Below are 21,885 nucleotides of genomic sequence, written 5' to 3' on the forward strand. Positions count from 1 at the left end.
TGGGCCGTTGGGGGAGGCCGCTACCGCCTATGGCGGCTTCCCTGACCGCAGTGGAGGTATGGTGCTGATTGCATTAATGAGGCGGCTGTTGGCGGACCATAAGCCCGCCGTGACCGCCATCGTCCTCCTGCAGCTGGTACAGGCCGCGGCGAACCTCCTGTTGCCCACAGTCAACGCCGCGATCATTGACGACGGAATCGTTACTGGCCAGACCGATGTGATCTCCCGCCTGGGCGCGGTGATGGCCGTGATCGCGATTCTCCAGGCGGCGGCCGCCGTGGCAGCGGGATACCTCGGCGCGGTTGTTGCCATGAGGATGGGGCAACAGCTGCGGGGGGAAATCTTTGCCAGGATCCAGTCGCTGTCCTCCCAGGACGTTGCGGTTTTCGGGACCCAAAGCCTGACCACCCGTGCCACCAACGACACCCAGCAGGTCCAGGCGTTCGCTGTGCTCGTGTTCACCATGCTGGTGGCCGGGCCGGCCATGGGGGTGGGGGGCGTGGTCCTGGCCCTGCAGCAGGACGTGGCGCTGTCATCGGTGGTGATCGTCATTGTGCCGCTGCTCCTGCTGATTATGTACCTCATTGTCCGGAGGCTGATCCCGCTCTACCGGGAAGGGCAGGATCTGCTGGACCGCGCCGGCGGAATCCTTCGTGAACAGATCATCGGCGCCGGTGTGATCCGGTCCTTTGTCCGCCAGGACCGTGAGGTGCGCCGCTTCGCCCGGGTCAACAGCAGCCTCACTGCCAATAACCTTCAGTCCGCGCTGCTGGTGGCCGGCATGCTTCCGCTGGTCATGCTGGTGGTCAACATTTCCTCGGTGGCTGTGGTGTGGTTCGGAGGGCACCGGATCCAGGCCGGCCTGATGAACATCGGGGCCCTGACAGCGTTCATCGCCTATATCCTGCAGATCCTGGTGGCCATCATGATGTCGATGTACGTCCTGATGACGGCGCCGCGCGCAGCGGTCTGCGCGGAGCGGATCAGCGCTGTCCTGGACATGGAGCCGTCAGTACGGGAACCACTGGACCCAAAACCCCTTCACCCAAAGACCGGAGACAGTCCCGCGACTGGCCCTGCCGTCCACCCCGCGGGCACCGTGCCTCCCGGGACCCTGGCGTTCAGCGAAGTGGGCTTCTCCTATCCCGGTGCAGAGGTGCCCGTCCTTGCCGGCATCAGCTTCACGGCACGTCCGGGCACCACGACGGCGATCGTTGGCTCTACCGGCAGCGGGAAGTCCACCCTCCTCAACCTGATCCCGCGCTTCCTTGACTCCACAGCCGGAAGCATCAGCCTGGGGGGCGTAGACATCAAGGACGCTTCCCTGGAGAATCTGCGCGCCTCCATGGCAATAGTTCCCCAGCACTCGCACCTTTTCACCGGCACCATCGCCGACAACCTTCGCATCGCTGCCCCGGACGCAACGGACGAGGAACTCTGGGAGATCCTTGAAACTGCCCAGACCATGCGCTTTATGCGGGACTTGCCGCTGGGACTTGCCACGCCCCTTGGCCAGGGCGGCACCAACCTCTCGGGAGGCCAGCGGCAGCGGCTGTGCATTGCCCGCGCCCTGCTCCGCAAGACTTCCCTGTACCTGTTTGACGACAGTTTTTCGGCTCTCGACTATGACACGGACACCAGGCTGAGGCAGGCCCTGCAGACCAGGCTGGCCGCCGCCACGGTCATAGTGGTCGCCGAGCGTATTTCTGCCGTTGAAGACGCGGGCCTGATCCTGGTGCTCGACGGCGGCCGGGTCGTCGGGCAGGGAACACACCAGGAGTTGCTGGAAACATCCTCCACCTACCGGGAAATAGCCGAGTCCCAGTTGGCACTGGACGGACGCCCATGACGGAGGCAACCGCCGTCGAGCAGACTCCGGAAAGGTTCTGGCCCACGGCACGCCGGCTTCTAGCCTTGCTGCGGCCCTTTCGCCTGCGCATGCTGGGCGCGGTTGCCGCCACCTGCGCCTTCGCGGGGCTGAACGTCGCCGCGCCCAAGTATCTCGGTGACGCCACCGACGTCGTGGTTGAAGGCGTCCTCCGCGGCGCCCTGGACCAGGAAGGGCTCGGAGTCCTCCTCGGGGCCGTGGCGCTAATGTATGCCTGCGCTTCCCTTTTCAACTGGATCCAAGGCGCATTATCCGCCCACTCGGTGCAGGGCCTGATGTACGGACTGCGGGAGTCAGTGGAGGAAAAACTGCACCGGCTGCCGGTGCACTACTTCCGGGAACGCTCCAGGGGCGATGTCCTGAGCCGTGCGACCAACGACATCGACAACATCACCCAGGCGCTGAACCAGCTCCTGACACAACTGATCATGTCCTTCCTCATGCTGTGCGGTTCGCTGGCCATGATGCTGTGGATATCGCCGCTGCTGGCTGCAATTGCGATCGCGACGGTTCCCTTTTCCACCCTCATTACCGTGCTCGTGGCCAGGAAGTCCCAGGCCCAGTTCGCCCGGCAGTGGACCGAAACCGGCGAACTGAATGCACACGTGGAAGAGTTCGTCACCGGCCACGAGGTCATCAAGGCGTTTGGGCAGCAGTCACAGGCAGCGGAAGTCTTCGCCCGGAGCAACGAGCGGCTCGCACGCGCCGCCACCAGGGCACAGTATTCAGCCGGGGTTGTGCAGCCACTGATGGTCCTGATGTCCAACCTCAACTACATCGCCGTGGCAGTGGTCGGGGCCCTCCAGGTGATCGCCGGTGCCATGACCATCGGTGGCATCCAGGCCTTCATCCAGTTCAGCAGGCTTTTTACCCAGCCTGTTGGCCAGATCGGAGGCATGCTGAACCTCATGCAGTCCTGCGCGGCTTCCGCAGCCCGTGTTTTCGCCTTGCTGGATGCGGGGGAGGAGCCCGCCGATCCGCCGGCAGCGGGTGAAGTGGCCGCGACGCCCGGACGCATCGTTTTCGATGACGTGACGTTCGGTTATCAAAAGGCAGCGCCAGCGGTCCGAAACCTTACCTTTGCGGTGGAGCCTGGCCGGACGGTGGCGATTGTTGGGCACACCGGTGCGGGCAAGAGCACCGTCATCAACCTCCTGCTGCGGTTCTGCGAACCACGTTCAGGACGGATCACCATCGACGGGACGGACATCGCGGCCATCCCCCGGGACCTCCTGCGGGAACAGTTCGGTGTGGTGCTGCAGGACGCGTGGCTCTTCGCGGGCACCATCCGGGAGAACATCGCCTATGGAAACCCCGGTGCAACGGAAGCCGAGATCCTGGCGGCGGCGGAGGCCAGCTACGTGGACCGCTTCGTCAGGTCCCTGCCCCACGGGTACGACACCGTGCTGGAGAACGGCGGCGACGGGCTGAGCCAGGGCCAGCGGCAGCTGATCACCATCGCCAGGGCGCAGCTGGCCGGACGGTCGGTGTTGATCCTCGATGAAGCAACGAGTTCAGTGGATTCAAGGACAGAGCTGCTGATCCGCCAGGCAATGCAGCGGTTGCGCCGCGGCAGGACCAGCTTTGTTATTGCGCACCGTTTGTCCACCGTGCGTGACGCTGATCTAATCGTGGTCATGGACCACGGACGCATCGTCGAGCAGGGCAGCCACCAGGACCTCCTGGCCGCGAACAGTTACTACACCAGGCTTTACAATGCCCAGTTCGCGCGGCAGGCGGGACGGCCCGGCGTGCTCGAGGCCGGCATTTGAGCGCGGCGGCCGGCTTTCCGGGATCATGGAAGCCGAAAGCGGCCAGCTCGGTACCGCTGTTCGAGCAGCTGAGGCTCCAGGTCATTCATCTGGCAGACGGGGGGAAGCTGCCGCCGGGCACGCGCCTGCCCGCTGTGAGGGCCCTCGCGGAGAGTTTGGACGTCGCCCCGCATACGGTGGCCAGGGCATACAAGGAGCTCGAGGCGGCCGGCGTCGTGGCCACGCGTGGGAGGAACGGCACGGTGGTGTGCGCGCGTGATGAACGTCTCGGTGGACTTTCCGAGGCTGCCGCAGCCTATGCTGCCGCGGCCAAGGCCCAGGGTGCGTCGTTCGCCGAGGCGGTGCAGCTCCTGGCAGCAGCGTACGACGGCGGCTGAGGGCTGCCGCGTGGATGTTCGAAGAAGTTTTCGATTAGCATTAGTGGGTGCCTAAAGCCGTAGCTGAAGAATCTGCCATCCAATCCGTTGAAGTCGCCGTAGCCCAGTCCGCGCCGCCGAAGCGCCCGGACCTTTCCCGCCTCGTTGTCAAGGGTGCCCGGGAGCACAACCTGCGCAACGTGGATCTGGACCTGCCGCGTGACGCCATGATCGTCTTCACCGGTTTGTCCGGCTCGGGCAAGTCCTCCCTCGCCTTCGACACCATTTTTGCCGAGGGCCAGCGCCGCTACGTCGAATCGCTCTCCGCCTACGCCCGGCAGTTCCTCGGGCAGGTGGACAAGCCCGACGTCGACTTCATCGAGGGGCTGTCACCGGCCGTCTCGATCGACCAGAAGTCCACCAGCAAGAACCCCCGCTCTACGGTGGGAACCATCACCGAGATCTACGACTACATGCGTTTGCTCTGGGCGCGTGTCGGCCGGCCGCACTGCCCGGTATGTGGAGAGCCTGTGGCCAAGCAGACACCGCAGCAGATCGTTGACCAGCTCCTCGAGCTGGACGAGGGCACCCGCTTCCAGGTCCTCGCCCCGGTGGTACGCGGCCGGAAGGGGGAATTTGTCGACCTCTTCAAGGAACTGACCGCCAAGGGTTACTCCCGGGCCCGCGTGGACGGAAACCTGGTCCAGCTGAACGACCCGCCAAAGCTGGGCAAGCAGTTTAAGCACACCATCGAGGTTGTTGTGGACCGCCTGGTGGTCAAGGAAGGCATCAGCCAGCGGCTTACCGACTCCGTCGAAACCGCCCTTGGCCTCGCCGAGGGCCGGGTCCTCGCCGAATTCGTGGACCTGGAGGCGGACGATCCCCACCGGCTCCGGGCGTTCTCCGAGAACCTGGCGTGCCCGAACGAACACCCGCTGGCCATCGACGAAATCGAGCCCCGGTCGTTCTCCTTCAACAACCCTTTCGGCGCCTGCGCGGCCTGCAGCGGCATCGGTACCAAGCTGGAGGTGGACGAGGAACTCATCGTCCCCAACCCGGAACTCTCCCTGTCCGAAGGCGCCATCGCGCCCTGGTCCCTGGGGACTGCCACCACTGAATACTGGAACAGGCTCCTGGAAGGACTGGCCAAGGAACTCGGCTTCTCCATGGAAACCCCATGGGAGAAGCTGGGCAGCGACGTCCGCCAGACGGTGCTGCACGGCAAGGACCACAAGGTTGTTGTGCAGTACCGCAACCGGTTCGGGCGGGAACGGAAGTACAGCACCGGCTTTGAAGGTGCAATCCAGTACGTCCACCGCAAGCACGGCGAGACGGATTCAGACTGGGCACGCGACCGCTACGAAGAGTACATGCGGCAGATCCCCTGCCCCGCCTGCAACGGCGCCCGGCTCAACCCGGCTTCCCTGTCGGTGCTGATCAACGGCAAGTCCATTGCCGACGTCGCCGCCCTCCCCATGCGCGACTGCGCCGAATTCCTGAACAACCTCGTGCTCACCGGCCGTGAGGCCCAGATCGCGCACCAGGTGCTCAAGGAAATCCAGGCCCGGCTGACCTTCCTGCTCGACGTCGGTCTGGAATACCTGAACCTGGAAAGGCCGTCCGCCACGCTCTCCGGCGGTGAAGCCCAGCGCATCCGGCTTGCCACCCAGATCGGCTCCGGCCTGGTGGGTGTCCTGTATGTCCTCGACGAACCCTCCATCGGGCTGCACCAGCGCGACAACCGGCGCCTGATCGACACCCTCACCCGGCTGCGGGACATGGGCAACACGCTCATCGTCGTTGAGCATGACGAAGACACCATCCACGTGGCGGACTGGGTGGTGGACATCGGACCCGGTGCCGGCGAGCACGGCGGCCAGGTGGTCCACTCCGGCTCCTACAAGGAGCTGCTGGAAAACACCGCGTCACTGACCGGTGACTACCTGTCCGGGCGCAAGAAAATCGACGTTCCGAAGAAGCGCCGGAAGTACGACAAGAAGCGTGAACTGAAGGTGATCGGCGCACGGGAAAACAACCTGGTCAACGTAGACGCCGCGTTCCCGCTGGGCCTCTTCACCGCCGTTACCGGCGTGAGCGGTTCCGGCAAGTCGACGCTTGTGAACGAGATCCTGTACAAAGTGCTGGCCAACAAACTTAACGGCGCCAAGCAGGTAGCCGGGCGGCATAAGACCGTCCAGGGACTGGAACACCTGGACAAGGTGGTGCACGTTGACCAGAGCCCCATCGGCCGTACGCCGCGCTCCAACCCGGCCACGTACACCGGCGTCTTCGACAACATCCGCAAGCTTTTCGCGGAGACCACCGAAGCGAAGGTCCGCGGCTACCTTCCGGGCCGGTTCTCCTTCAACGTCAAGGGCGGGCGCTGCGAAGCATGCTCCGGCGACGGCACACTGAAGATCGAAATGAACTTCCTGCCGGACGTCTACGTTCCGTGCGAGGTGTGCCACGGCGCCCGGTACAACCGCGAGACCCTGGAAGTGCATTACAAGGGCAAGACCATCGCGGACGTGCTCAACATGCCCATCGAGGAGGGCGCGGAGTTCTTCGCCGCCTTCTCCCCGATTGCACGCCACCTGAACACCCTGGTGGACGTTGGCCTGGGCTACGTCCGTCTCGGCCAGCCGGCCACCACGCTGTCCGGCGGCGAGGCCCAGCGCGTCAAGCTGGCGGCAGAACTGCAGAAGCGTTCGAACGGCCGCAGCGTCTATGTCCTGGACGAGCCCACTACGGGCCTCCACTTCGAGGACATCCGCAAGCTGCTGATGGTCCTGCAGGGCCTGGTGGATAAAGGCAACACGGTGATCACCATCGAACACAACCTGGACGTCATCAAGAGTGCCGACTGGATTGTTGACCTCGGTCCGGACGGCGGCTCGGGAGGCGGCCAGATCGTCGCTGCCGGTACACCCGAACAGCTCGCCAAGTCCACCACCAGCCACACTGCCACTTTCCTCGCAGAAATCCTGCCCTAAGGAGCGAAGTATTCCGTGGCAGGTATGCGAGTTTCAGGCATGCGTGCTGTCGTGAGAAACTAACCCGGTGACTCAAACAACAGTGCCCCTGATCTTTGACCTGGACGGCACTCTTGTCGATCCGGCCGGTGGGATAACAGACGGAATTGCTTCGGCCCTTCGCGGGCTGGGGCTTCCGGTTCCCGGCCAGGACCTGCTCGAAGCGATGATCGGCCCCAAGCTGAGCGACTCGCTGCTCAACGTGGCCCAGGTACCGGCGGAGCTCCTGGACGACGTCATCCGCCGCTACCGGGAGTATTACGTGGCTACCGGAATCGCCCAAGGCCGGCTCTACCCGGGTGTGCGGGAGGTCCTCGAGTCCTTCGTTGCCGCAGGCCGGCCGGTCGCCGTGGCAACGCAGAAACCCCAGGGCCTGGCGCGCACGGTCCTCGAGCACCATGGAATCGACGGCCTGTTCCACGGCATCCACGGATCGGCAGATGACGAATCCGCTGTGGAAGGCGTTCCCCTGGGCAAGACGGAGATCATCGCCGCAGCCTTGAAGGACCTGGGCACGCAGCACGCGCTGATGGTCGGGGACCGGGCCCAGGATGTGGCGGGCGCCATCGCCAACGGCCTGGACTGCATTGGCGTTGCCTGGGGCTTCGCCCCTGACAGTGAGCTGGAAACGGCGGGTGCCGTGGACGTTGTGGAAACCGCTGCGGAGTTGGTGTCCACCATCGACCGGTTGCAGGCAATCCACACTGCCGCAATGAGCGAGGTGACCAACGATGGAAATGTTTGAAGCCGTCCGCTGGACCACCCGCACCCTGATCGCCGGCACCTGTCGGCCGTCCGTCGTCGGCATTGAAAACGTCCCCACCGACGGGCCGTTCATCGTCGCTCCCAACCACCTGTCCTTTTTTGACAGCGTCATCGTGCAGGCTCTGATGCCCCGCCCGGTGGCCTTTTTCGCGAAGGCCGAATACTTCACCACCGGCGGCGTCAAGGGCAAGGTCATGAAGTCCTTTTTCGAATCCGTGGGCTCCATCCCCGTGGAACGCGGCGAGCAGGCCGCCAGCGTCCAGGCGCTCAAGACCCTGCTGGATATCCTCGAATCGGGCAAGGGCATCGGGATCTATCCCGAAGGCACCCGTTCCCGGGACGGCATCCTCTACCGTGGGCGCACCGGCGTGGGCTGGCTGGCGTTGACCACCGGAGCCCCGGTCATCCCGGTGGGCCTGATCGGAACGGAAAACCTCCAGCGCGCCGGGGAGAAGGGCGTCCGGCCGCAGCACTTCACCATGAAAGTGGGGGAGCCCCTGTACTTCGACAAAACGGGGCCGGACCACTCGCTGCCGGCCCGCCGGGAAGTCACCGACCGCATCATGGACGCCATTGCCGAACTCAGCGGCCAGGAGCGGTCCACCAGCTACAACCAGAGCAAGATCGCCGAGTAGGAACCGCCGGCCCCGTGTTGAGGTCCAGCCAGGCACGGGAGGCTCGGTGTGGCAGAGGCAGCCGGTGCGCCTCAGTAGAATGGATAGGTGGCAAATCCAGCAAGTTACCGCCCCCAGACGGGGGAAATTCCCACCAACCCGGGGGTGTACCGGTTCCGTGACCCCAACGGGCGGGTCATCTATGTAGGCAAGGCGAAAAGCCTCCGATCCCGGTTGAATTCGTACTTTGCCAACCCTGCCGGGCTCCTGCCCAAGACCTACGCGATGGTCCACGCGGCCAGCAGTGTGGAATGGACTGTGGTGGGCAGCGAGCTGGAATCGCTGCAGCTGGAATACACCTGGATCAAGGAATTCAAGCCCCGGTTCAACGTCGTCTTCCGCGACGACAAGACCTACCCCTACCTCGCCGTGACCATGGGCGAAAAGTACCCGCGCGTGCAGGTCATGCGTGGCGACCGGAGGAAGGGCACCCGCTACTTCGGGCCCTACACCGCAGGAGCCATCCGGGAAACCATGGATACGCTGCTCCGCGTCTTCCCGGTGCGCAGCTGCAGCGCCGGTGTCTTCAAGCGCGCCGAGGCAAGCGGCCGGCCCTGCCTGCTGGGGTACATCGACAAGTGCGCGGCACCCTGCGTGGGCAGGATCTCGCCGGAAGACCACCGCGCCCTCGCCGAAGATTTCTGCGCCTTTATGGGCGGGGAGGCCAAACGCTTCATCGGGAAGCTCGAAAAGCAGATGGCAGAAGCGGTCGGTGAGCTTAATTACGAGCGGGCGGCCCGGCTGCGCGACGACATCGCGGCGCTGCGCAAGGTCTTTGAGCGGAACGCCGTGGTGTTGGCCGAAGACACCGACGCCGATATCTTCGCCCTGCACGAGGATGAACTGGAAGCCGCCGTGCAGGTGTTCCACGTCCGCGGCGGCCGGGTCCGCGGCCAGCGCGGCTGGGTGGTCGAGAAGGTGGAGGACTCCACCACCCCCGACCTCGTGGAACACCTCCTGCAGCAGGTCTACGGGGACGAGGGGCACGGCCACGGCCGGCTGCCCCGCGAAGTCCTCGTGCCGGTCGCACCCAGCAACGCCGCGGAACTGACGGAGTGGCTGGGCGGGATGCGCGGCGCCAAGGTTGACATCCGCGTGCCGCAGCGCGGCGACAAGGCCGCCCTGATGTCCACAGTGCGCGAGAACGCCGAGCACGCCCTAAAGCTGCACAAAACCCGCCGGGCAGGGGACATTACCGTGCGGTCGCAGGCGCTGCAGGAACTGCAGGAGGCACTGGACCTTCCGGTGCCCCTGCTGCGCATTGAATGCTTCGACGTCTCCCACGTCCAGGGCACCAACGTGGTGGCATCGATGGTGGTGGTGGAGGACGGCCTCCCGAAGAAGTCCGATTACCGGAAGTTCTCGATCACGGGCGCCGCGGCCACCGACGACACTGCCGCGATGCACGACGTCCTGACCCGGCGGTTCCGCCATTACCTCCAGGACAAGTCGGCGCAGGTGGACGAGGCCGTCCTCAACTCCAGCGCGGACGAAACGGACCAGCGTGAAGCCGGGCCTGGGGAGCCGGGGCAGCATGAGCCGGCCACGGACGCTGCCCTGCTGGACACCACCACGCCGGCGCCCCGCGCCAAGTTCGCCTACCCGCCCAACCTCGTGGTGGTGGACGGCGGAAAACCCCAGGTCAACGCCGCCGCCCGGGCGCTGGCAGATCTGGGCATCGACGACGTGTACGTCGTTGGCCTGGCCAAACGCCTGGAAGAGGTCTGGCTGCCGGACAGCGACTTCCCGGTGATCCTGCCCCGGACATCCCAGGGGCTGTACCTGCTGCAGCGGATCCGCGACGAGGCCCACCGGTTCGCCATCTCGTTCCACCGGCAGAAGCGCGGGAAGGCGATGACCGTCTCTGCCCTGGACGGCGTTCCCGGCCTCGGCGCCTCCAAGCGGAAGGCCCTGCTGGCGCACTTCGGATCCGTGAAGGGCGTCAAGGCGGCTTCAGTGGCGGAACTCTCCGAAGCGAAGGGGATCGGCCCCGCCCTCGCGAGCGCCATCGTCAACCATTTCTCCGCCGGCGCCCCGGAGGCAGCCACCGCACCGGCCATCAACATGACCACCGGTGAAGTCATCGAATCCGCCTAGACACTGCTGAAACTTAGCGGAGTTCAAAGAAACTTAGCTAGGGTTGAGGGCGGGGCGCTGGCCGATGCGGGCCGGCCCACAAACCAAGAGCAGAAACGGGGCGGACTTAATGGCAGACACAACGGCGGAATCCGGAGCAGGGCAGGACGGGATGCTCCCCGTCAAGCCGCTCGAAGCGGAACTGCTGGTGGTCACCGGGATGTCCGGAGCGGGACGCAGCACGGCGGCGGACGCGCTTGAGGACCACGGCTGGTACGTCGTGGAGAACCTTCCGCCGCAGATGCTGGGCACGCTCGCCGAGCTCGTGTCCCACGCGCCGCAGTCGATCCCGCGGCTGGCCGTGGTCATCGACGTCCGCAGCAAGGGCCTGTTCGCCGACATCCGTGCTGCCCTCGGCGCGCTGGCCGCCAGCGGCGTCGCTTTCCGCGTCCTTTTCCTCGACGCCAGCGACGACGTCCTGGTCCGGCGGTTCGAACAGGGACGCCGGCCCCATCCCCTGCAGGGCGGCGGCCGCATCCTCGACGGCATCGCAGCCGAACGCGACCTGCTGCAGGAACTGCGCGACAGCTCCGACGTCGTGCTGGACACTTCGGGCTACAACGTCCACGGCCTCGCCACGGCCATCACCGAACTCTTCAGCGAAACAGGACCCGTGGCCCTGCGGCTGAACGTCATGAGCTTCGGCTTCAAGTACGGCCTGCCCGTGGACTCAAACTACGTGGCAGACGTCCGCTTCATCCCCAACCCGCACTGGGTGCCGCAGCTGCGCCCGCACACCGGGCTGGACAAGGACGTCAGCGACTACGTGCTCGAAGCCGAGGGCGTCAAGAACTTCGTGGACCGCTACGTGCTGGCCCTGGAACCGGTCCTGGACGGCTACCGCCGCGAGAACAAGCACTACGCCACCATCGCCGTGGGCTGCACCGGTGGCAAACACCGCTCGGTGGCCGTCGCCGTCGAACTCTCCAAGAAGCTGGCCCAGTACCCGCGGGTCACGGTGACCACCACCCACCGGGACCTGGGCCGCGAGTAATGTCGCTTTTCACCGGGGCGCTGCCGCTGGTTCCGCCTGCCGGAACCGCGGCCTTCCAGCACGATAAGGGCCCGAATGTTGTTGCCCTGGGCGGCGGGCACGGCCTGTCCGCGTCGCTCTCGGCCTTGCGCCTGCTCACCTCGGAGCTCACTGCGATCGTCACGGTGGCGGACGACGGCGGTTCTTCCGGGCGCCTGCGGGACGAGTACGGCGTCCTCCCGCCGGGGGACCTGCGGATGGCGCTCTCTGCCCTGTGCGACGACACCGACTGGGGACGCACCTGGCGCGACGTGATGCAGCACCGCTTCCGTCCCGGGAAAGGGCCGGGCGGCTCGCTGGATGACCACGCCACCGGCAACCTGCTGATCGTCACCCTCTGGGAGCTGCTGGGCGACGCGGTCGCGGGACTGCGGTGGGCCGGGGCACTGCTGGGCGCCCGCGGCCAGGTCCTGCCCATGTCCACGCAGCCGTTGACCATCGAAGGCGACGTCCGGGTCACCGCTCCTGATGGCACCTCCCAGCTGCAGACCATCCGGGGACAGGCACGCTGCGCCGTGGCGGGCTCGTTGGAGCAGGTGCGCCTCCTGCCCGAGGCGGCGCCGGCCTGCCCTGAAGCACTGAGCGCCATCGAGCTCGCGGACTGGGTGATCCTGGGTCCGGGCTCCTGGTACACCTCCGTGCTGCCGCACCTGTTGCTCCCCGAAATGCGGCAGGCGCTGTGCCACACCCCGGCGAAGCGGTGCCTGACCATGAACCTGGCCACAGACACCAAGGAAACGTCCGGCATGACGGCGGCCGACCACCTGCACGTCCTGCGGCGCTACGCCCCGGAGTTCAACGTCGACGTTGTCCTGGCCGACCCCGCCTCCGTTCCTGACCGGCAGGAGTTCGAGAAGGCCGCCGCGATGATCGGCGCCGAGGTGGTCTTGGGTAAAGTAGGGGCGTCGGGCCGCCGACCCGTCCATGACCCCCTGCGTCTGGCCACGGCGTACAACGACATCTTTGGGAACAGTTAGGAAGGTGCCATGGCACTGACAGCATCAGTCAAGGAAGAACTGTCCCGTCTGGACATCAAGAAATCATCAGTCCGGAAGGCTGAAGTCTCCGCCATGCTCCGCTTTGCCGGCGGGCTCCACATCATCTCCGGCCGGATCGTCATCGAAGCTGAAGTGGACCTGGCCTCCACCGCCCGCCGCCTCCGGGCTGCCATCGCCGAGGTCTACGGGCACCAGAGCGAGATTATCGTGGTGTCCGCCGGGGGATTGCGCCGTGCCAGCCGCTACGTCGTCCGGGTAGTGCGCGACGGCGAGGCGCTGGCCCGCCAGACCGGCCTCCTTGACGGGCGCGGCCGCCCCGTCCGGGGGCTGCCCTCCGCCGTCGTCAACGGTTCTGCAGCAGATGCCGAAGCCGTATGGCGCGGTGCCTTCCTGGCGCACGGATCGCTCACCGAACCGGGACGGTCCTCCTCGCTGGAGGTCACCTGCCCCGGCCCGGAATCCGCGCTGGCACTTGTAGGCGCCGCCCGCCGCCTGGACATCCAGGCGAAGGCCCGCGAAGTCAGGGGAGTGGACCGGGTGGTCATCCGCGACGGCGACACCATCGCCGCCCTCCTCACCCGCATGGGCGCCCATGACGCGCTGATGGTGTGGGAGGAACGCCGGATGCGCAAGGAAGTACGGGCCACCGCCAACCGGCTTGCCAACTTCGACGACGCCAACCTGCGCCGCTCAGCCCAGGCTGCCGTGGCAGCGGGCGCCCGCGTGGACCGGGCCCTGGAGATTTTGGGCGACGACGTCCCGGAGCACCTGAAGTACGCCGGCGAGCTGCGGGTGGCGCACAAGCAGGCCAGCCTGGACGAGCTGGGCCGCCTTGCCGATCCCGTGATGACCAAGGACGCCATCGCCGGACGGATCCGGCGCCTGCTGGCCATGGCGGACAAACGTGCGCAGGACCTGGGCATCCCGGGGACGGATGCCAATGTGACGCCGGAAATGCTGGACGAGTAACAGCCCCCTAGAATCAAAAAGATTCCGGGTGCCAGACGCCCGGATGCACAATCCGAGAGTTACCAACCGGACTGAGTGTCCACGATATTGGAGGATTTTGTGACCGAGTACGTACTGCCCGAACTCAGCTACGACTACGCTGCCCTGGAGCCGCACATCTCAGCGCGCATCATGGAGCTGCACCACAGCAAGCACCACGCAACCTACGTGGCCGGCGCGAACAACGCCCTGGCCCAGCTGGCCGAGGCGCGCGAGAAGGGCGACTTCGCCAACATCAACCGCCTGTCCAAGGACCTGGCGTTCCACACCGGCGGCCACGTCAACCACTCCGTGTTCTGGAACAACCTCTCCCCGGACGGCGGCGACAAGCCCGAAGGTGAGCTCGCAGCGGCCATCGACGATGCCTTCGGCTCCTTCGACACCTTCCGCGCCCAGTTCTCCGCGGCGGCACTCGGCCTGCAGGGTTCGGGCTGGGGTTTCCTGGCTTACGAGCCCATCGGCGGAAACCTGGTCATCGAGCAGCTGTACGACCAGCAGGGCAACACCGCGCTGGGCACCACCCCGCTGCTGATGCTGGACATGTGGGAGCACGCCTTCTACCTGGATTACGTCAACGTCAAGGCCGATTACGTCAAGGCATTCTGGAACATCGTGAACTGGGCTGACGTCGCCAAGCGCTTCGAGGCTGCACGCACCAACGCCACGGGTCTCATCACGCTCCCGTAGTGACCCGCGCTTCACAGGCATGTAACAAAGTTCACATTTCGGGGGTAAAGCTCCCGGAATGTGGACCGTCCGCCCCCGCACTTGCGGGGGCGGACCCAGTTAAACGTAAGATAGGTCACGGAAGGCGGTTAGCCTTCAGCAATGAGGCTGGTCGCCCTCCGTCTGTAAATCATCTCTGCCCAATGGCGTGCGGGATCTGTTAGTTGGCTTGAACGCCCGCTCAACTAGTTGTGCTTCTGAAAGCACCAAGGAGACTGAAAAAGTGACGACCCGTATTGGTATCAACGGCTTTGGCCGTATTGGCCGCAACTACTTCCGCGCAGCATTGGCACAGGGCGCGGACCTGGAGATCGTTGCAGTCAACGACCTCACCAGCCCGGAGGCCCTGGCCCACCTGTTCAAGTACGACTCCGTCGGCGGCCGCCTGAAGGAAACCATCGAGGTCAAGGACGGCAACATCGTCGTCAACGGCAACGTCGTCAAGGTCCTGGCAGAGCGCGACCCCGCCAACCTCCCCTGGGGCGGGCTGGGCGTGGACATCGTCATCGAGTCCACCGGCTTCTTCACTAAGGCCGCCGATGCACAGAAGCACATCGACGCCGGCGCCAAGAAGGTCCTGATTTCCGCACCGGCTTCGGATGAGGACATCACCATCGTGATGGGCGTGAACCACAAGCTGTACGACAACGCCACGCACCACATCATCTCCAACGCATCCTGCACCACCAACTGCCTCGGCCCGCTGGCCAAGGTGGTCAACGACGAGTTCGGCATCGAGCGCGGCCTCATGACCACCGTCCACGCCTACACCGCCGACCAGAACCTGCAGGACGGCCCGCACAAGGACCTGCGCCGCGCCCGCGCCGCAGCCGTCAACATGGTGCCCACCTCCACCGGTGCAGCCAAGGCAATCGGCCTGGTCCTGCCGGAGCTCAAGGGCAAGCTGGACGGCTACGCCATCCGCGTCCCCGTCCCCACCGGTTCCGCCACCGACCTCACCGTCACCGTCTCCCGCGAGACCACCGTGGAGGAAGTCAACGCGGCCCTCAAGCGTGCCGCAGAGTCCGAGGACCTGCAGGGCTTCCTGACCTACACGGACGAGCCGATTGTCTCCTCGGACATCGTTGGCGATCCCGCATCCTCGATCTTTGACTCCGGCCTCACCAAGGTGATCGGCAACCAGGTCAAGGTTGTTTCCTGGTATGACAACGAATGGGGCTACTCAAACCGCCTCGTTGACCTCACGGAGCTTGTGGCAGCCAAGCTGGGCTAGGGTTAGACACATGACATCTCACACCCTCAACGAACTGATCGCTGAAGGTGTCCGCGGGCGGTACATTCTGGTTCGAAGTGACCTGAATGTGCCGCTCGACGGCTCTACAGTGACTGACGACGGCCGCATCAAAGCCTCACTGCCAGTGCTGGGAAAGCTCACGGACGCCGGTGCCCGCGTGCTGGTAACAGCCCACCTCGGACGCCCCAAGGGCGCTCCGGAGGACAAGTACTCCCTTCGCCCCGCCGTCGACCGCCTGGCCGAGCTGGCAGGCTTCAAGGTCTCCCTTGCCGGGGACACGGTGGGCAACTCCGCCAAGGAAGCTGCAGCCTCCCTGCAGGACGGCGAAGTGCTGGTTCTGGAGAACGTCCGTTTCGACGCCCGCGAAACCAGCAAGGACGACGCCGAGCGCGGCGCCTTCGCTGACGAGCTGGTGGCCCTGACGGGCGAGAACGGCGCATACGTCGATGACGCCTTCGGTGCCGTGCACCGCAAGCACGCCAGCGTCTACGACGTCGCCACCCGGCTTCCGTCCTACCTCGGCGACCTCGTGCACACTGAGGTGGAGGTGCTCCGCAAGCTGACGGCAAACACCCAGCGCCCCTACGTGGTGGTTCTTGGCGGCTCCAAGGTCTCGGACAAGCTCGCAGTCATCGACAACCTGCTCGGCAAGGCGGACACCATCCTGGTGGGCGGCGGGATGCTGTTCACGTTCCTCGCCGCATCCGGACACAAGGTGGCCTCCAGCCTGCTGGAGGAGGACCAGATTCCCGTAGTCCAGGACTACCTGAAGAGGGCAGCAGACGCCGGCACCGAATTCGTGGTGCCCACGGATGTTGTGGTGGCGGAGAAGTTCGCTGCCGACGCAGCCCACGAGACTGTGCCGGCCGACGCCATCGAAAACAGCCGCTTCGGTGCCGAGGGCATCGGCCTTGACATTGGTCCGGACTCGGCCGCTGTGTTTGCTGACCGGATCAAGGGTGCCAAGACTGTCTTCTGGAACGGTCCCATGGGCGTCTTCGAATTCGAAGCGTTCGCCGCCGGCACCCGCGCCATCGCACAGTCCCTGACCGAAACCGGGGCGTTCACCGTGGTGGGAGGCGGGGACTCAGCAGCCGCCGTCCGCACCCTCGGTTTCGCTGACGACCAGTTCGGCCACATTTCCACCGGTGGCGGCGCCAGCCTGGAATACCTCGAAGGCAAGGAACTCCCGGGACTCAGCGTCCTGGACCGGTAGCAGCACCTCCGGCAGCAGTACCTGGCTCTTCAATCCTCCGGCCGGCAGGTTGCCCCGCGGCAGCCTGCCGGCCGAACACTTATCAAGACTTTTTGGAGAATATGTGACAACGTCAACGAACGGCGCCTTCGACCGCAAGCCCTTCATAGCGGGCAACTGGAAAATGAACATGGACCACGTGCAGGGCATCACCCTCCTGCAAAAACTCGCGTGGACCCTCTCCGACGCCAAGCACGACTACAACCGGGTGGAAGTTGCCGTCTTCCCGCCGTTCACCGACCTCCGCGGCGTGCAGACGCTGGTCCAGGGCGATGACCTGGACGTTGCCTATGGCGGCCAGGACCTCTCGCAGTTCGACTCCGGCGCCTACACTGGCGACATCTCGGGCCAGTTCCTGAATAAGCTGGGCTGCAAGTACGTCCTGGTGGGCCACAGCGAACGCCGGACCATCCACAACGAGTCCGACGACGTCCTCAACGCCAAGGTGAAGGCCGCCTTCAAGCACGGCCTGGTTCCCGTGCTCTGCGTCGGCGAAGGGCTGGAAATCCGCCAGGCCGGCACTCACGTGGACCACACCCTGGCCCAGCTCCGCGCCGGTGTTGCAGGTCTTAGCCCGGAGCAGGCCAGCGAGCTTGTGGTGGCCTACGAGCCCGTCTGGGCCATTGGCACCGGCGAAGTAGCAGGGCCCGGTGACGCGCAGGAAATGTGCGCCGCAATCCGCGCCGAGCTCGAGTCCCTGTTCGGAGCCGACGTAGCGTCAAAGACCCGCCTGCTGTACGGCGGCTCCGTCAAGGCCAACAATGCCGCCGCGATCCTGAAGGAACGCGACGTGGACGGCCTGTTGGTGGGTGGCGCAAGCCTCGATCCGGCCGAGTTTGCTAATATTGTCAGGTTCGAGAGTCACTTGGTGACGGACTAGTCCGTCCCGCCGCGCGTACTCCCGCAAATCCAACTTTCTGAAAGGCCGTCGTGGACGTTCTTCATGTCATTCTGCAGATCCTCCTTGGCATCACCAGCCTCCTGCTGACGTTGCTCATCCTCCTCCACAAGGGACGGGGCGGCGGACTGTCCGACATGTTCGGTGGCGGCATGAGTTCCGGGCTCAGCTCCTCCGGCGTGGCCGAGCGCAACCTCAACCGGTTTACGGTCATCCTCGGTGTCACCTGGGGCGTTGTGATCATCGCCCTGGGGCTGATTATGCGGTTCACCGGCAGCGGCGACTCCTAAAAGCACTGCCAAGAGGATCGGCGCGGGCACTGCCGCGGCGCAGATCTGCAAACTAAACTGTGGCTGTCGGCTATCGACAGCCACAGTTTTGCTTTAACAATGGCGTCAAGGCAGGAGCCCCGATGATACATCCAACGTCAGGTTTCCGGGGCACCCGCGCGGGTGTCACCGCAGGATCAGGACCAAGCCTCCAGGCGGACGAGGACCACGGGAAAAGCCTCCCGCGCGTCCGGATCTCGTACTGGTGCGCCAAAGGACACGAAACCCTGCTGGTCTTCCTCAAACTTCCTGACAACCAGCTTCCTGCCGTGTGGGACTGCCGACGATGCGGGGCCATGGCAGCGAGGGATGGCATGGCCGCGGCTGAGGCGGACGGCATGGACGATGGCTACAAGAGCCACCTGCAATACGTTAAAGAACGGCGCTCCAGCCAGGACGCCGAAGACCTCCTGGCTGGAGCGCTGGAAAAACTACGCGCCCGCAGCGTCCTTCCGGACGAGCTGCTGGGGGACGCGTGACGCCGCGTTCTCATCGATGAGCCAGAGGGTCCGCGACGTTCCCCGCGGACCCGCGGCAGGCACCTGGACAGGGTTGGCGCCGGCGAGTGCCAGCCCCACCGCACCGGCCTTATCCTCGCCTGCAACAACCATCCACACTTCAGACGCCGTGTTGATGGCGGGCAGCGTCAGGGAAACGCGCAGCGGAGGAGGCTTGGGCGAATTCCGCACACCCACCACCGTCAGCTCCTTTTCCCGGATTCCGGCCTGCTCAGGGAACAGCGATGCCACATGCGCATCGGGTCCTACACCCAGCAGGACAACGTCCAGGCGGGGGAGTGCAGCCGGCTGTTCGGGCCGGTCATCAGACATGTCCGCGGCGTGCTCTGAAGCGGCAGCATCCCGCAGTTGGCGGGCGTAGTCCTCGGCAGCCTCTTCGGGAGTACCAAACTGGTCCGATGATCCCGGTTCATGGATCCGCTCCGGATCCACCGGAATGTGCGAGAGCAAGGCCTGGAACGCCTGCTTTGTGTTCCGGTCGGGATCGTCCGAGGAGACAAACCGCTCATCTCCCCACCAGAAGTTGACCTTGGACCAGTCAACGGCGGGCGCCGCCGGAGAGTCAGCAACAGCCTTGAGCGTGCCGATACCCACCGTGCCGCCGGTCAGGACCACGGTAGCTTCACCGTACTTGTCCTGGACATCAACAAGCTTGGTGATCAGGCGCGCCGCAATGGCCGCCATAAGCACGGACGAATCAGGATGAATGCTTACTCTTGGCTCAACGCTCACTGGGTCGGACGCTCCTTAGATTGGTACGTGGCAGTCCCATAGTAATCACTTCGCCGAACACTTCGTCCGGGTCCAGGCGGCGCAGTTCCTCGGCCAGGCAGTCGCGCAGGCTGCGGCGCGGAAGCGAGATCCGTTGGGCAGGCTGGCCCGGCTGGGTCAGCTCGGCCACCGACAGGCCCGGACGGAAGAGCTGCACGTCGCCGCCGGGGCGGGTGAGGCGGACGCGCCGGATGCCGGTTCCTGCCGGGTCCGCCACGATGGTCACCGGTGCTTCCAGGGCGAGGGTGAGCCAGGCCGCGAGGAGGATGGTGGACGGGGAGTCCGACGCACCCTCGACGGCCACGGCGGTCACCGGCGAGGAGTCCACCTGGTCCAGGACTGCGGCCAGCTGGATACGCCAGTTGGTCAGGCGGGTCCAGGCGAGGTCCGTGTCCCCGGCCCGGTACGTGGCGTGGATGTTCTCCAGCGCCGCCTGCGGGTCCGGCTCGTTGGCGGAGTCGGTGATCCTGCGGTGGGCGATGCGGCCGATGGAGGTTTCGCAGGCACTTTCCGGGGCGCCGTGCGGCCACCAGGCCACGATCGGTGCGTCCGGGAGCAGCAGCGCAGCCACGAGGGATTCGCTTTCGTGGGCGAGCTGGCCGTAGCCGCGCAGCACAATCACCTCGGACGCGCCCGCGTCACCGCCCACACGGATCTGGGCGTCCAGCTTGTCCGCGGCGTCGGCCCCGGCGTCAGCCAGGACGATGATCCGGCAGGGGTGCTCCCGGCTGGCCTCGTTCGCTGCCTCGATCGCTTCTTCCTCGAGCCCGGACTTGGTGACCACCACGAGGGTGAGCACGCGGCCCAGGGCGATCACGCCGCCCTGCTCGCGCAGGGCCATCAGCTTCTTGGAAACGTTCGAGGTGGTGGTGTCCGGCAGGTCTACAATCATGGCCTTCTCCAGGTTCGTCCGTCTCGGGCCAGCAGCTCATCAGCGCTGGCCGGGCCCCAGGAGCCCGGGGCGTAGGGCTCGGGCTGCTCGTCCAGGGTGGCCCAGTAGTCCTCGAACGGGTCAAGAATCTTCCAGGACAGCTCCACTTCCTCATGCCGCGGGAACAGCGGCGGCTCGCCCAGGAGGACGTCCAGGATCAGCCGCTCGTACGCCTCCGGGCTTGACTCGGTGAAGGAGTGGCCGTAGCCGAAGTCCATCGTCACGTCGCGGACTTCCATCTGCGTGCCAGGGACCTTGGACCCGAACCGGATGGTTACGCCCTCGTCGGGCTGGACCCGGATCACTACGGCGTTCTGGCCGAAGTCATCCTCACCGTGGTCACGGAACAGCAGGTTGGGTGCACGCTTGAACACCACCGCGATCTCGGTCACGCGCCGGCCCAGCCGCTTTCCGGCCCGAAGGTAGAACGGCACACCGGACCAGCGGCGGGTATGGATGTCCACCCGGATCGCGGCGAACGTCTCGGTGGTGGAATCGGCCGGGATGCCCTCTTCCTCCAGGTAGCCCTGGACCTGTTCGCCGCCCTGCCAGCCGCCGGTGAACTGACCACGCGCCGAGTGCGTGGACAGGTCCTCGGGGAGCTTGACGGCGGCGAGGACCTTTTCCTTCTCCGCCCGCAGGTCATCGGCGTTGAAGGAAATGGGTTCCTCCATCGCGGTCAGCGCCAGCAGCTGGAGCAGGTGGTTCTGGATCACGTCGCGGGCCGCGCCCACGCCGTCGTAATACCCAGCCCGGCCACCGGTACCGATGTCCTCGGCCATGGTGATCTGGACATGGTCCACATAGTTCGCGTTCCACAACGGCTCGAACAACTGGTTCGCGAATCGCAACGCCAGGATGTTCTGGACCGTCTCCTTGCCCAGGTAATGGTCGATCCGGAACACCGCGTCCGCCGGGAACACCGACTCCACAATGTCGTTCAGCTTCCGGGCAGACTCGAGATCATGCCCGAACGGCTTCTCGATCACCACGCGCCGCCACTTGTCACCCTCGGCCTGGGCCAGGCCGTGCTTGGACAGCTGGCGGCAGACCTGCTCGAACGCCTTCGGCGGGATCGAGAGGTAGAACGCGTGGTTCCCCCGGGTGCCGCGGACGTCGTCGAGTTCCTTGATGGTCTCGCCGAGCCGCTCGAACGCTCCGTCGTCGTCGAACTCACCCTGGACAAAACGGATGCCCTCGGACAGCTGGTTCCACACCGCCTCGTCAAAAGGCGTGCGTGCATAGGCCTGCACGGAGGCCTTCACCTCTGCGGCGAAGTCCTCCTTGTCCCACTCACGCCGGGCGAAACCGACCAGTGCGAAGCTGGGCGGCAGCAGCCCACGGTTGGCCAGGTCGTACACGGCCGGCATGAGCTTCTTGCGGGCAAGGTCACCGGTGACTCCGAAGAGCACCAGCGATGACGGACCGGCGATCCGGTTCAGGCGGCGGTCGCGCGGATCCCGCAGCGGATTCCGCGGCGGTTTTCCGGGGCGCGCCCCGGACGTCCTGCCGTATTCAGTTTCTGGCATGTTGCTTCTGT

19 protein-coding genes are annotated in these 21,885 nt (G+C 65.5%); 16 read left to right on the plus strand and 3 right to left on the minus strand.

From position 1 onward, the window contains the following. The first annotated feature begins 76 nt into the window (after positions 1–76). From M8J71_RS09830 to M8J71_RS09905, 16 genes are all read left to right on the plus strand, one after another. Positions 77–1,849, plus strand: coding sequence for an ABC transporter ATP-binding protein (locus tag M8J71_RS09830; RefSeq protein ID WP_256247721.1), 1,773 nt, complete (start codon positions 77–79; stop codon positions 1,847–1,849). Continuing rightward, positions 1,846–3,660 (plus strand): ABC transporter ATP-binding protein, encoded by a 1,815-nt coding sequence (locus M8J71_RS09835; RefSeq protein ID WP_256247722.1) that lies wholly within the window; start codon positions 1,846–1,848, stop codon positions 3,658–3,660. The genes M8J71_RS09830 and M8J71_RS09835 overlap by 4 nt, the downstream gene beginning before the upstream one ends. Next, entirely contained in the window at positions 3,657–4,037 is a 381-nt protein-coding gene (locus M8J71_RS09840; protein ID WP_256247723.1) for a GntR family transcriptional regulator, read from the plus strand. Before M8J71_RS09835 ends, M8J71_RS09840 begins: the two co-directional genes overlap by 4 nt. 47 nt (positions 4,038–4,084) lie before the next feature. Beyond that, complete coding sequence (uvrA, locus tag M8J71_RS09845) at positions 4,085–7,009, plus strand: excinuclease ABC subunit UvrA (protein ID WP_256247724.1); 2,925 nt, start codon at positions 4,085–4,087, stop codon at positions 7,007–7,009. A 67-nt stretch (positions 7,010–7,076) separates the two neighbouring features. Further along, the gene (locus M8J71_RS09850) at positions 7,077–7,793 is read left to right on the plus strand and encodes an HAD hydrolase-like protein (protein ID WP_256247725.1); all 717 of its coding nucleotides are present in this window, start codon (positions 7,077–7,079) and stop codon (positions 7,791–7,793) included. Next, positions 7,780–8,448 carry a lysophospholipid acyltransferase family protein gene (locus M8J71_RS09855; protein ID WP_256247726.1) on the plus strand — a complete coding sequence of 223 codons (669 nt, stop codon included), beginning with the start codon at positions 7,780–7,782 and terminating at the stop codon, positions 8,446–8,448. Before M8J71_RS09850 ends, M8J71_RS09855 begins: the two co-directional genes overlap by 14 nt. 87 nt (positions 8,449–8,535) lie before the next feature. Continuing rightward, on the plus strand, positions 8,536–10,584 hold the full coding sequence (gene uvrC / locus M8J71_RS09860; protein ID WP_256247727.1) for an excinuclease ABC subunit UvrC: 2,049 nt from the start codon (positions 8,536–8,538) through the stop codon (positions 10,582–10,584). Positions 10,585–10,693: 109 nt separating this feature from the next. Beyond that, positions 10,694–11,617, plus strand: coding sequence for an RNase adapter RapZ (gene rapZ, locus M8J71_RS09865; protein ID WP_256247728.1), 924 nt, complete (start codon positions 10,694–10,696; stop codon positions 11,615–11,617). Beyond that, entirely contained in the window at positions 11,617–12,633 is a 1,017-nt protein-coding gene (locus M8J71_RS09870) for a gluconeogenesis factor YvcK family protein (RefSeq protein ID WP_163163527.1), read from the plus strand. Before rapZ ends, M8J71_RS09870 begins: the two co-directional genes overlap by 1 nt. Positions 12,634–12,642: 9 nt before the next feature. Continuing rightward, a complete protein-coding gene (whiA, locus tag M8J71_RS09875) occupies positions 12,643–13,623 on the plus strand; it encodes a DNA-binding protein WhiA (protein WP_256247729.1) in 981 nt (326 codons plus the stop codon). A gap of 99 nt (positions 13,624–13,722) precedes the next feature. Then, a complete protein-coding gene (locus M8J71_RS09880; RefSeq protein ID WP_256247730.1) occupies positions 13,723–14,349 on the plus strand; it encodes a superoxide dismutase in 627 nt (208 codons plus the stop codon). A 262-nt stretch (positions 14,350–14,611) separates the two neighbouring features. After that, positions 14,612–15,622, plus strand: a complete 1,011-nt coding sequence (gap, locus tag M8J71_RS09885; RefSeq protein WP_256247731.1) for a type I glyceraldehyde-3-phosphate dehydrogenase — start codon at positions 14,612–14,614, stop codon at positions 15,620–15,622. Between the two features lie 10 nt (positions 15,623–15,632). After that, positions 15,633–16,859 carry a phosphoglycerate kinase gene (locus tag M8J71_RS09890; RefSeq protein ID WP_256247732.1) on the plus strand — a complete coding sequence of 409 codons (1,227 nt, stop codon included), beginning with the start codon at positions 15,633–15,635 and terminating at the stop codon, positions 16,857–16,859. Positions 16,860–16,962: 103 nt separating this feature from the next. Continuing rightward, complete coding sequence (gene tpiA / locus M8J71_RS09895; protein ID WP_256247733.1) at positions 16,963–17,778, plus strand: triose-phosphate isomerase; 816 nt, start codon at positions 16,963–16,965, stop codon at positions 17,776–17,778. A gap of 50 nt (positions 17,779–17,828) precedes the next feature. Next, a complete protein-coding gene (gene secG, locus M8J71_RS09900) occupies positions 17,829–18,086 on the plus strand; it encodes a preprotein translocase subunit SecG (RefSeq protein ID WP_104045521.1) in 258 nt (85 codons plus the stop codon). 122 nt (positions 18,087–18,208) lie between these two features. Beyond that, a complete protein-coding gene (locus M8J71_RS09905) occupies positions 18,209–18,604 on the plus strand; it encodes an RNA polymerase-binding protein RbpA (RefSeq protein ID WP_256247734.1) in 396 nt (131 codons plus the stop codon). On the opposite strand, the gene pgl is transcribed toward M8J71_RS09905, so the two are convergent. From pgl to zwf, 3 genes are read right to left on the minus strand one after another with little or no spacing between them, the layout of a single operon-like run. Next, the gene (gene pgl / locus M8J71_RS09910; RefSeq protein WP_256247735.1) at positions 18,557–19,375 is read right to left on the minus strand and encodes a 6-phosphogluconolactonase; all 819 of its coding nucleotides are present in this window, start codon (positions 19,373–19,375) and stop codon (positions 18,557–18,559) included. The genes M8J71_RS09905 and pgl overlap by 48 nt on opposite strands. Continuing rightward, entirely contained in the window at positions 19,365–20,306 is a 942-nt protein-coding gene (locus tag M8J71_RS09915; RefSeq protein ID WP_256247736.1) for a glucose-6-phosphate dehydrogenase assembly protein OpcA, read from the minus strand. Before M8J71_RS09915 ends, pgl begins: the two co-directional genes overlap by 11 nt. Further along, entirely contained in the window at positions 20,303–21,874 is a 1,572-nt protein-coding gene (zwf, locus tag M8J71_RS09920; RefSeq protein WP_256247737.1) for a glucose-6-phosphate dehydrogenase, read from the minus strand. Before zwf ends, M8J71_RS09915 begins: the two co-directional genes overlap by 4 nt. Between the last annotated feature and the right edge of the window lie 11 nt (positions 21,875–21,885).

Source organism: Pseudarthrobacter sp. R1, from assembly GCF_024494415.1.
GTDB lineage: Bacteria > Actinomycetota > Actinomycetes > Actinomycetales > Micrococcaceae > Arthrobacter.

What these genes read in the sequence shown, in the direction of transcription:
- whiA (WP_256247729.1), top strand. Translation starts at nt 12,643, where the DNA reads ATGGCACTGACAGCATCAGTCAAGGAAGAACTGTCCCGTCTGGACATC.
- M8J71_RS09890 (WP_256247732.1), top strand. Translation starts at nt 15,633, where the DNA reads ATGACATCTCACACCCTCAACGAACTGATCGCTGAAGGTGTCCGCGGG.
- M8J71_RS09835 (WP_256247722.1), top strand. Translation starts at nt 1,846, where the DNA reads ATGACGGAGGCAACCGCCGTCGAGCAGACTCCGGAAAGGTTCTGGCCC.
- zwf (WP_256247737.1), bottom strand. Translation starts at nt 21,874, where the DNA reads ATGCCAGAAACTGAATACGGCAGGACGTCCGGGGCGCGCCCCGGAAAA.
- M8J71_RS09870 (WP_163163527.1), top strand. Translation starts at nt 11,617, where the DNA reads ATGTCGCTTTTCACCGGGGCGCTGCCGCTGGTTCCGCCTGCCGGAACC.
- M8J71_RS09830 (WP_256247721.1), top strand. Translation starts at nt 77, where the DNA reads ATGAGGCGGCTGTTGGCGGACCATAAGCCCGCCGTGACCGCCATCGTC.
- rapZ (WP_256247728.1), top strand. Translation starts at nt 10,694, where the DNA reads ATGGCAGACACAACGGCGGAATCCGGAGCAGGGCAGGACGGGATGCTC.
- M8J71_RS09855 (WP_256247726.1), top strand. Translation starts at nt 7,780, where the DNA reads ATGGAAATGTTTGAAGCCGTCCGCTGGACCACCCGCACCCTGATCGCC.
- M8J71_RS09905 (WP_256247734.1), top strand. Translation starts at nt 18,209, where the DNA reads ATGATACATCCAACGTCAGGTTTCCGGGGCACCCGCGCGGGTGTCACC.
- M8J71_RS09915 (WP_256247736.1), bottom strand. Translation starts at nt 20,306, where the DNA reads ATGATTGTAGACCTGCCGGACACCACCACCTCGAACGTTTCCAAGAAG.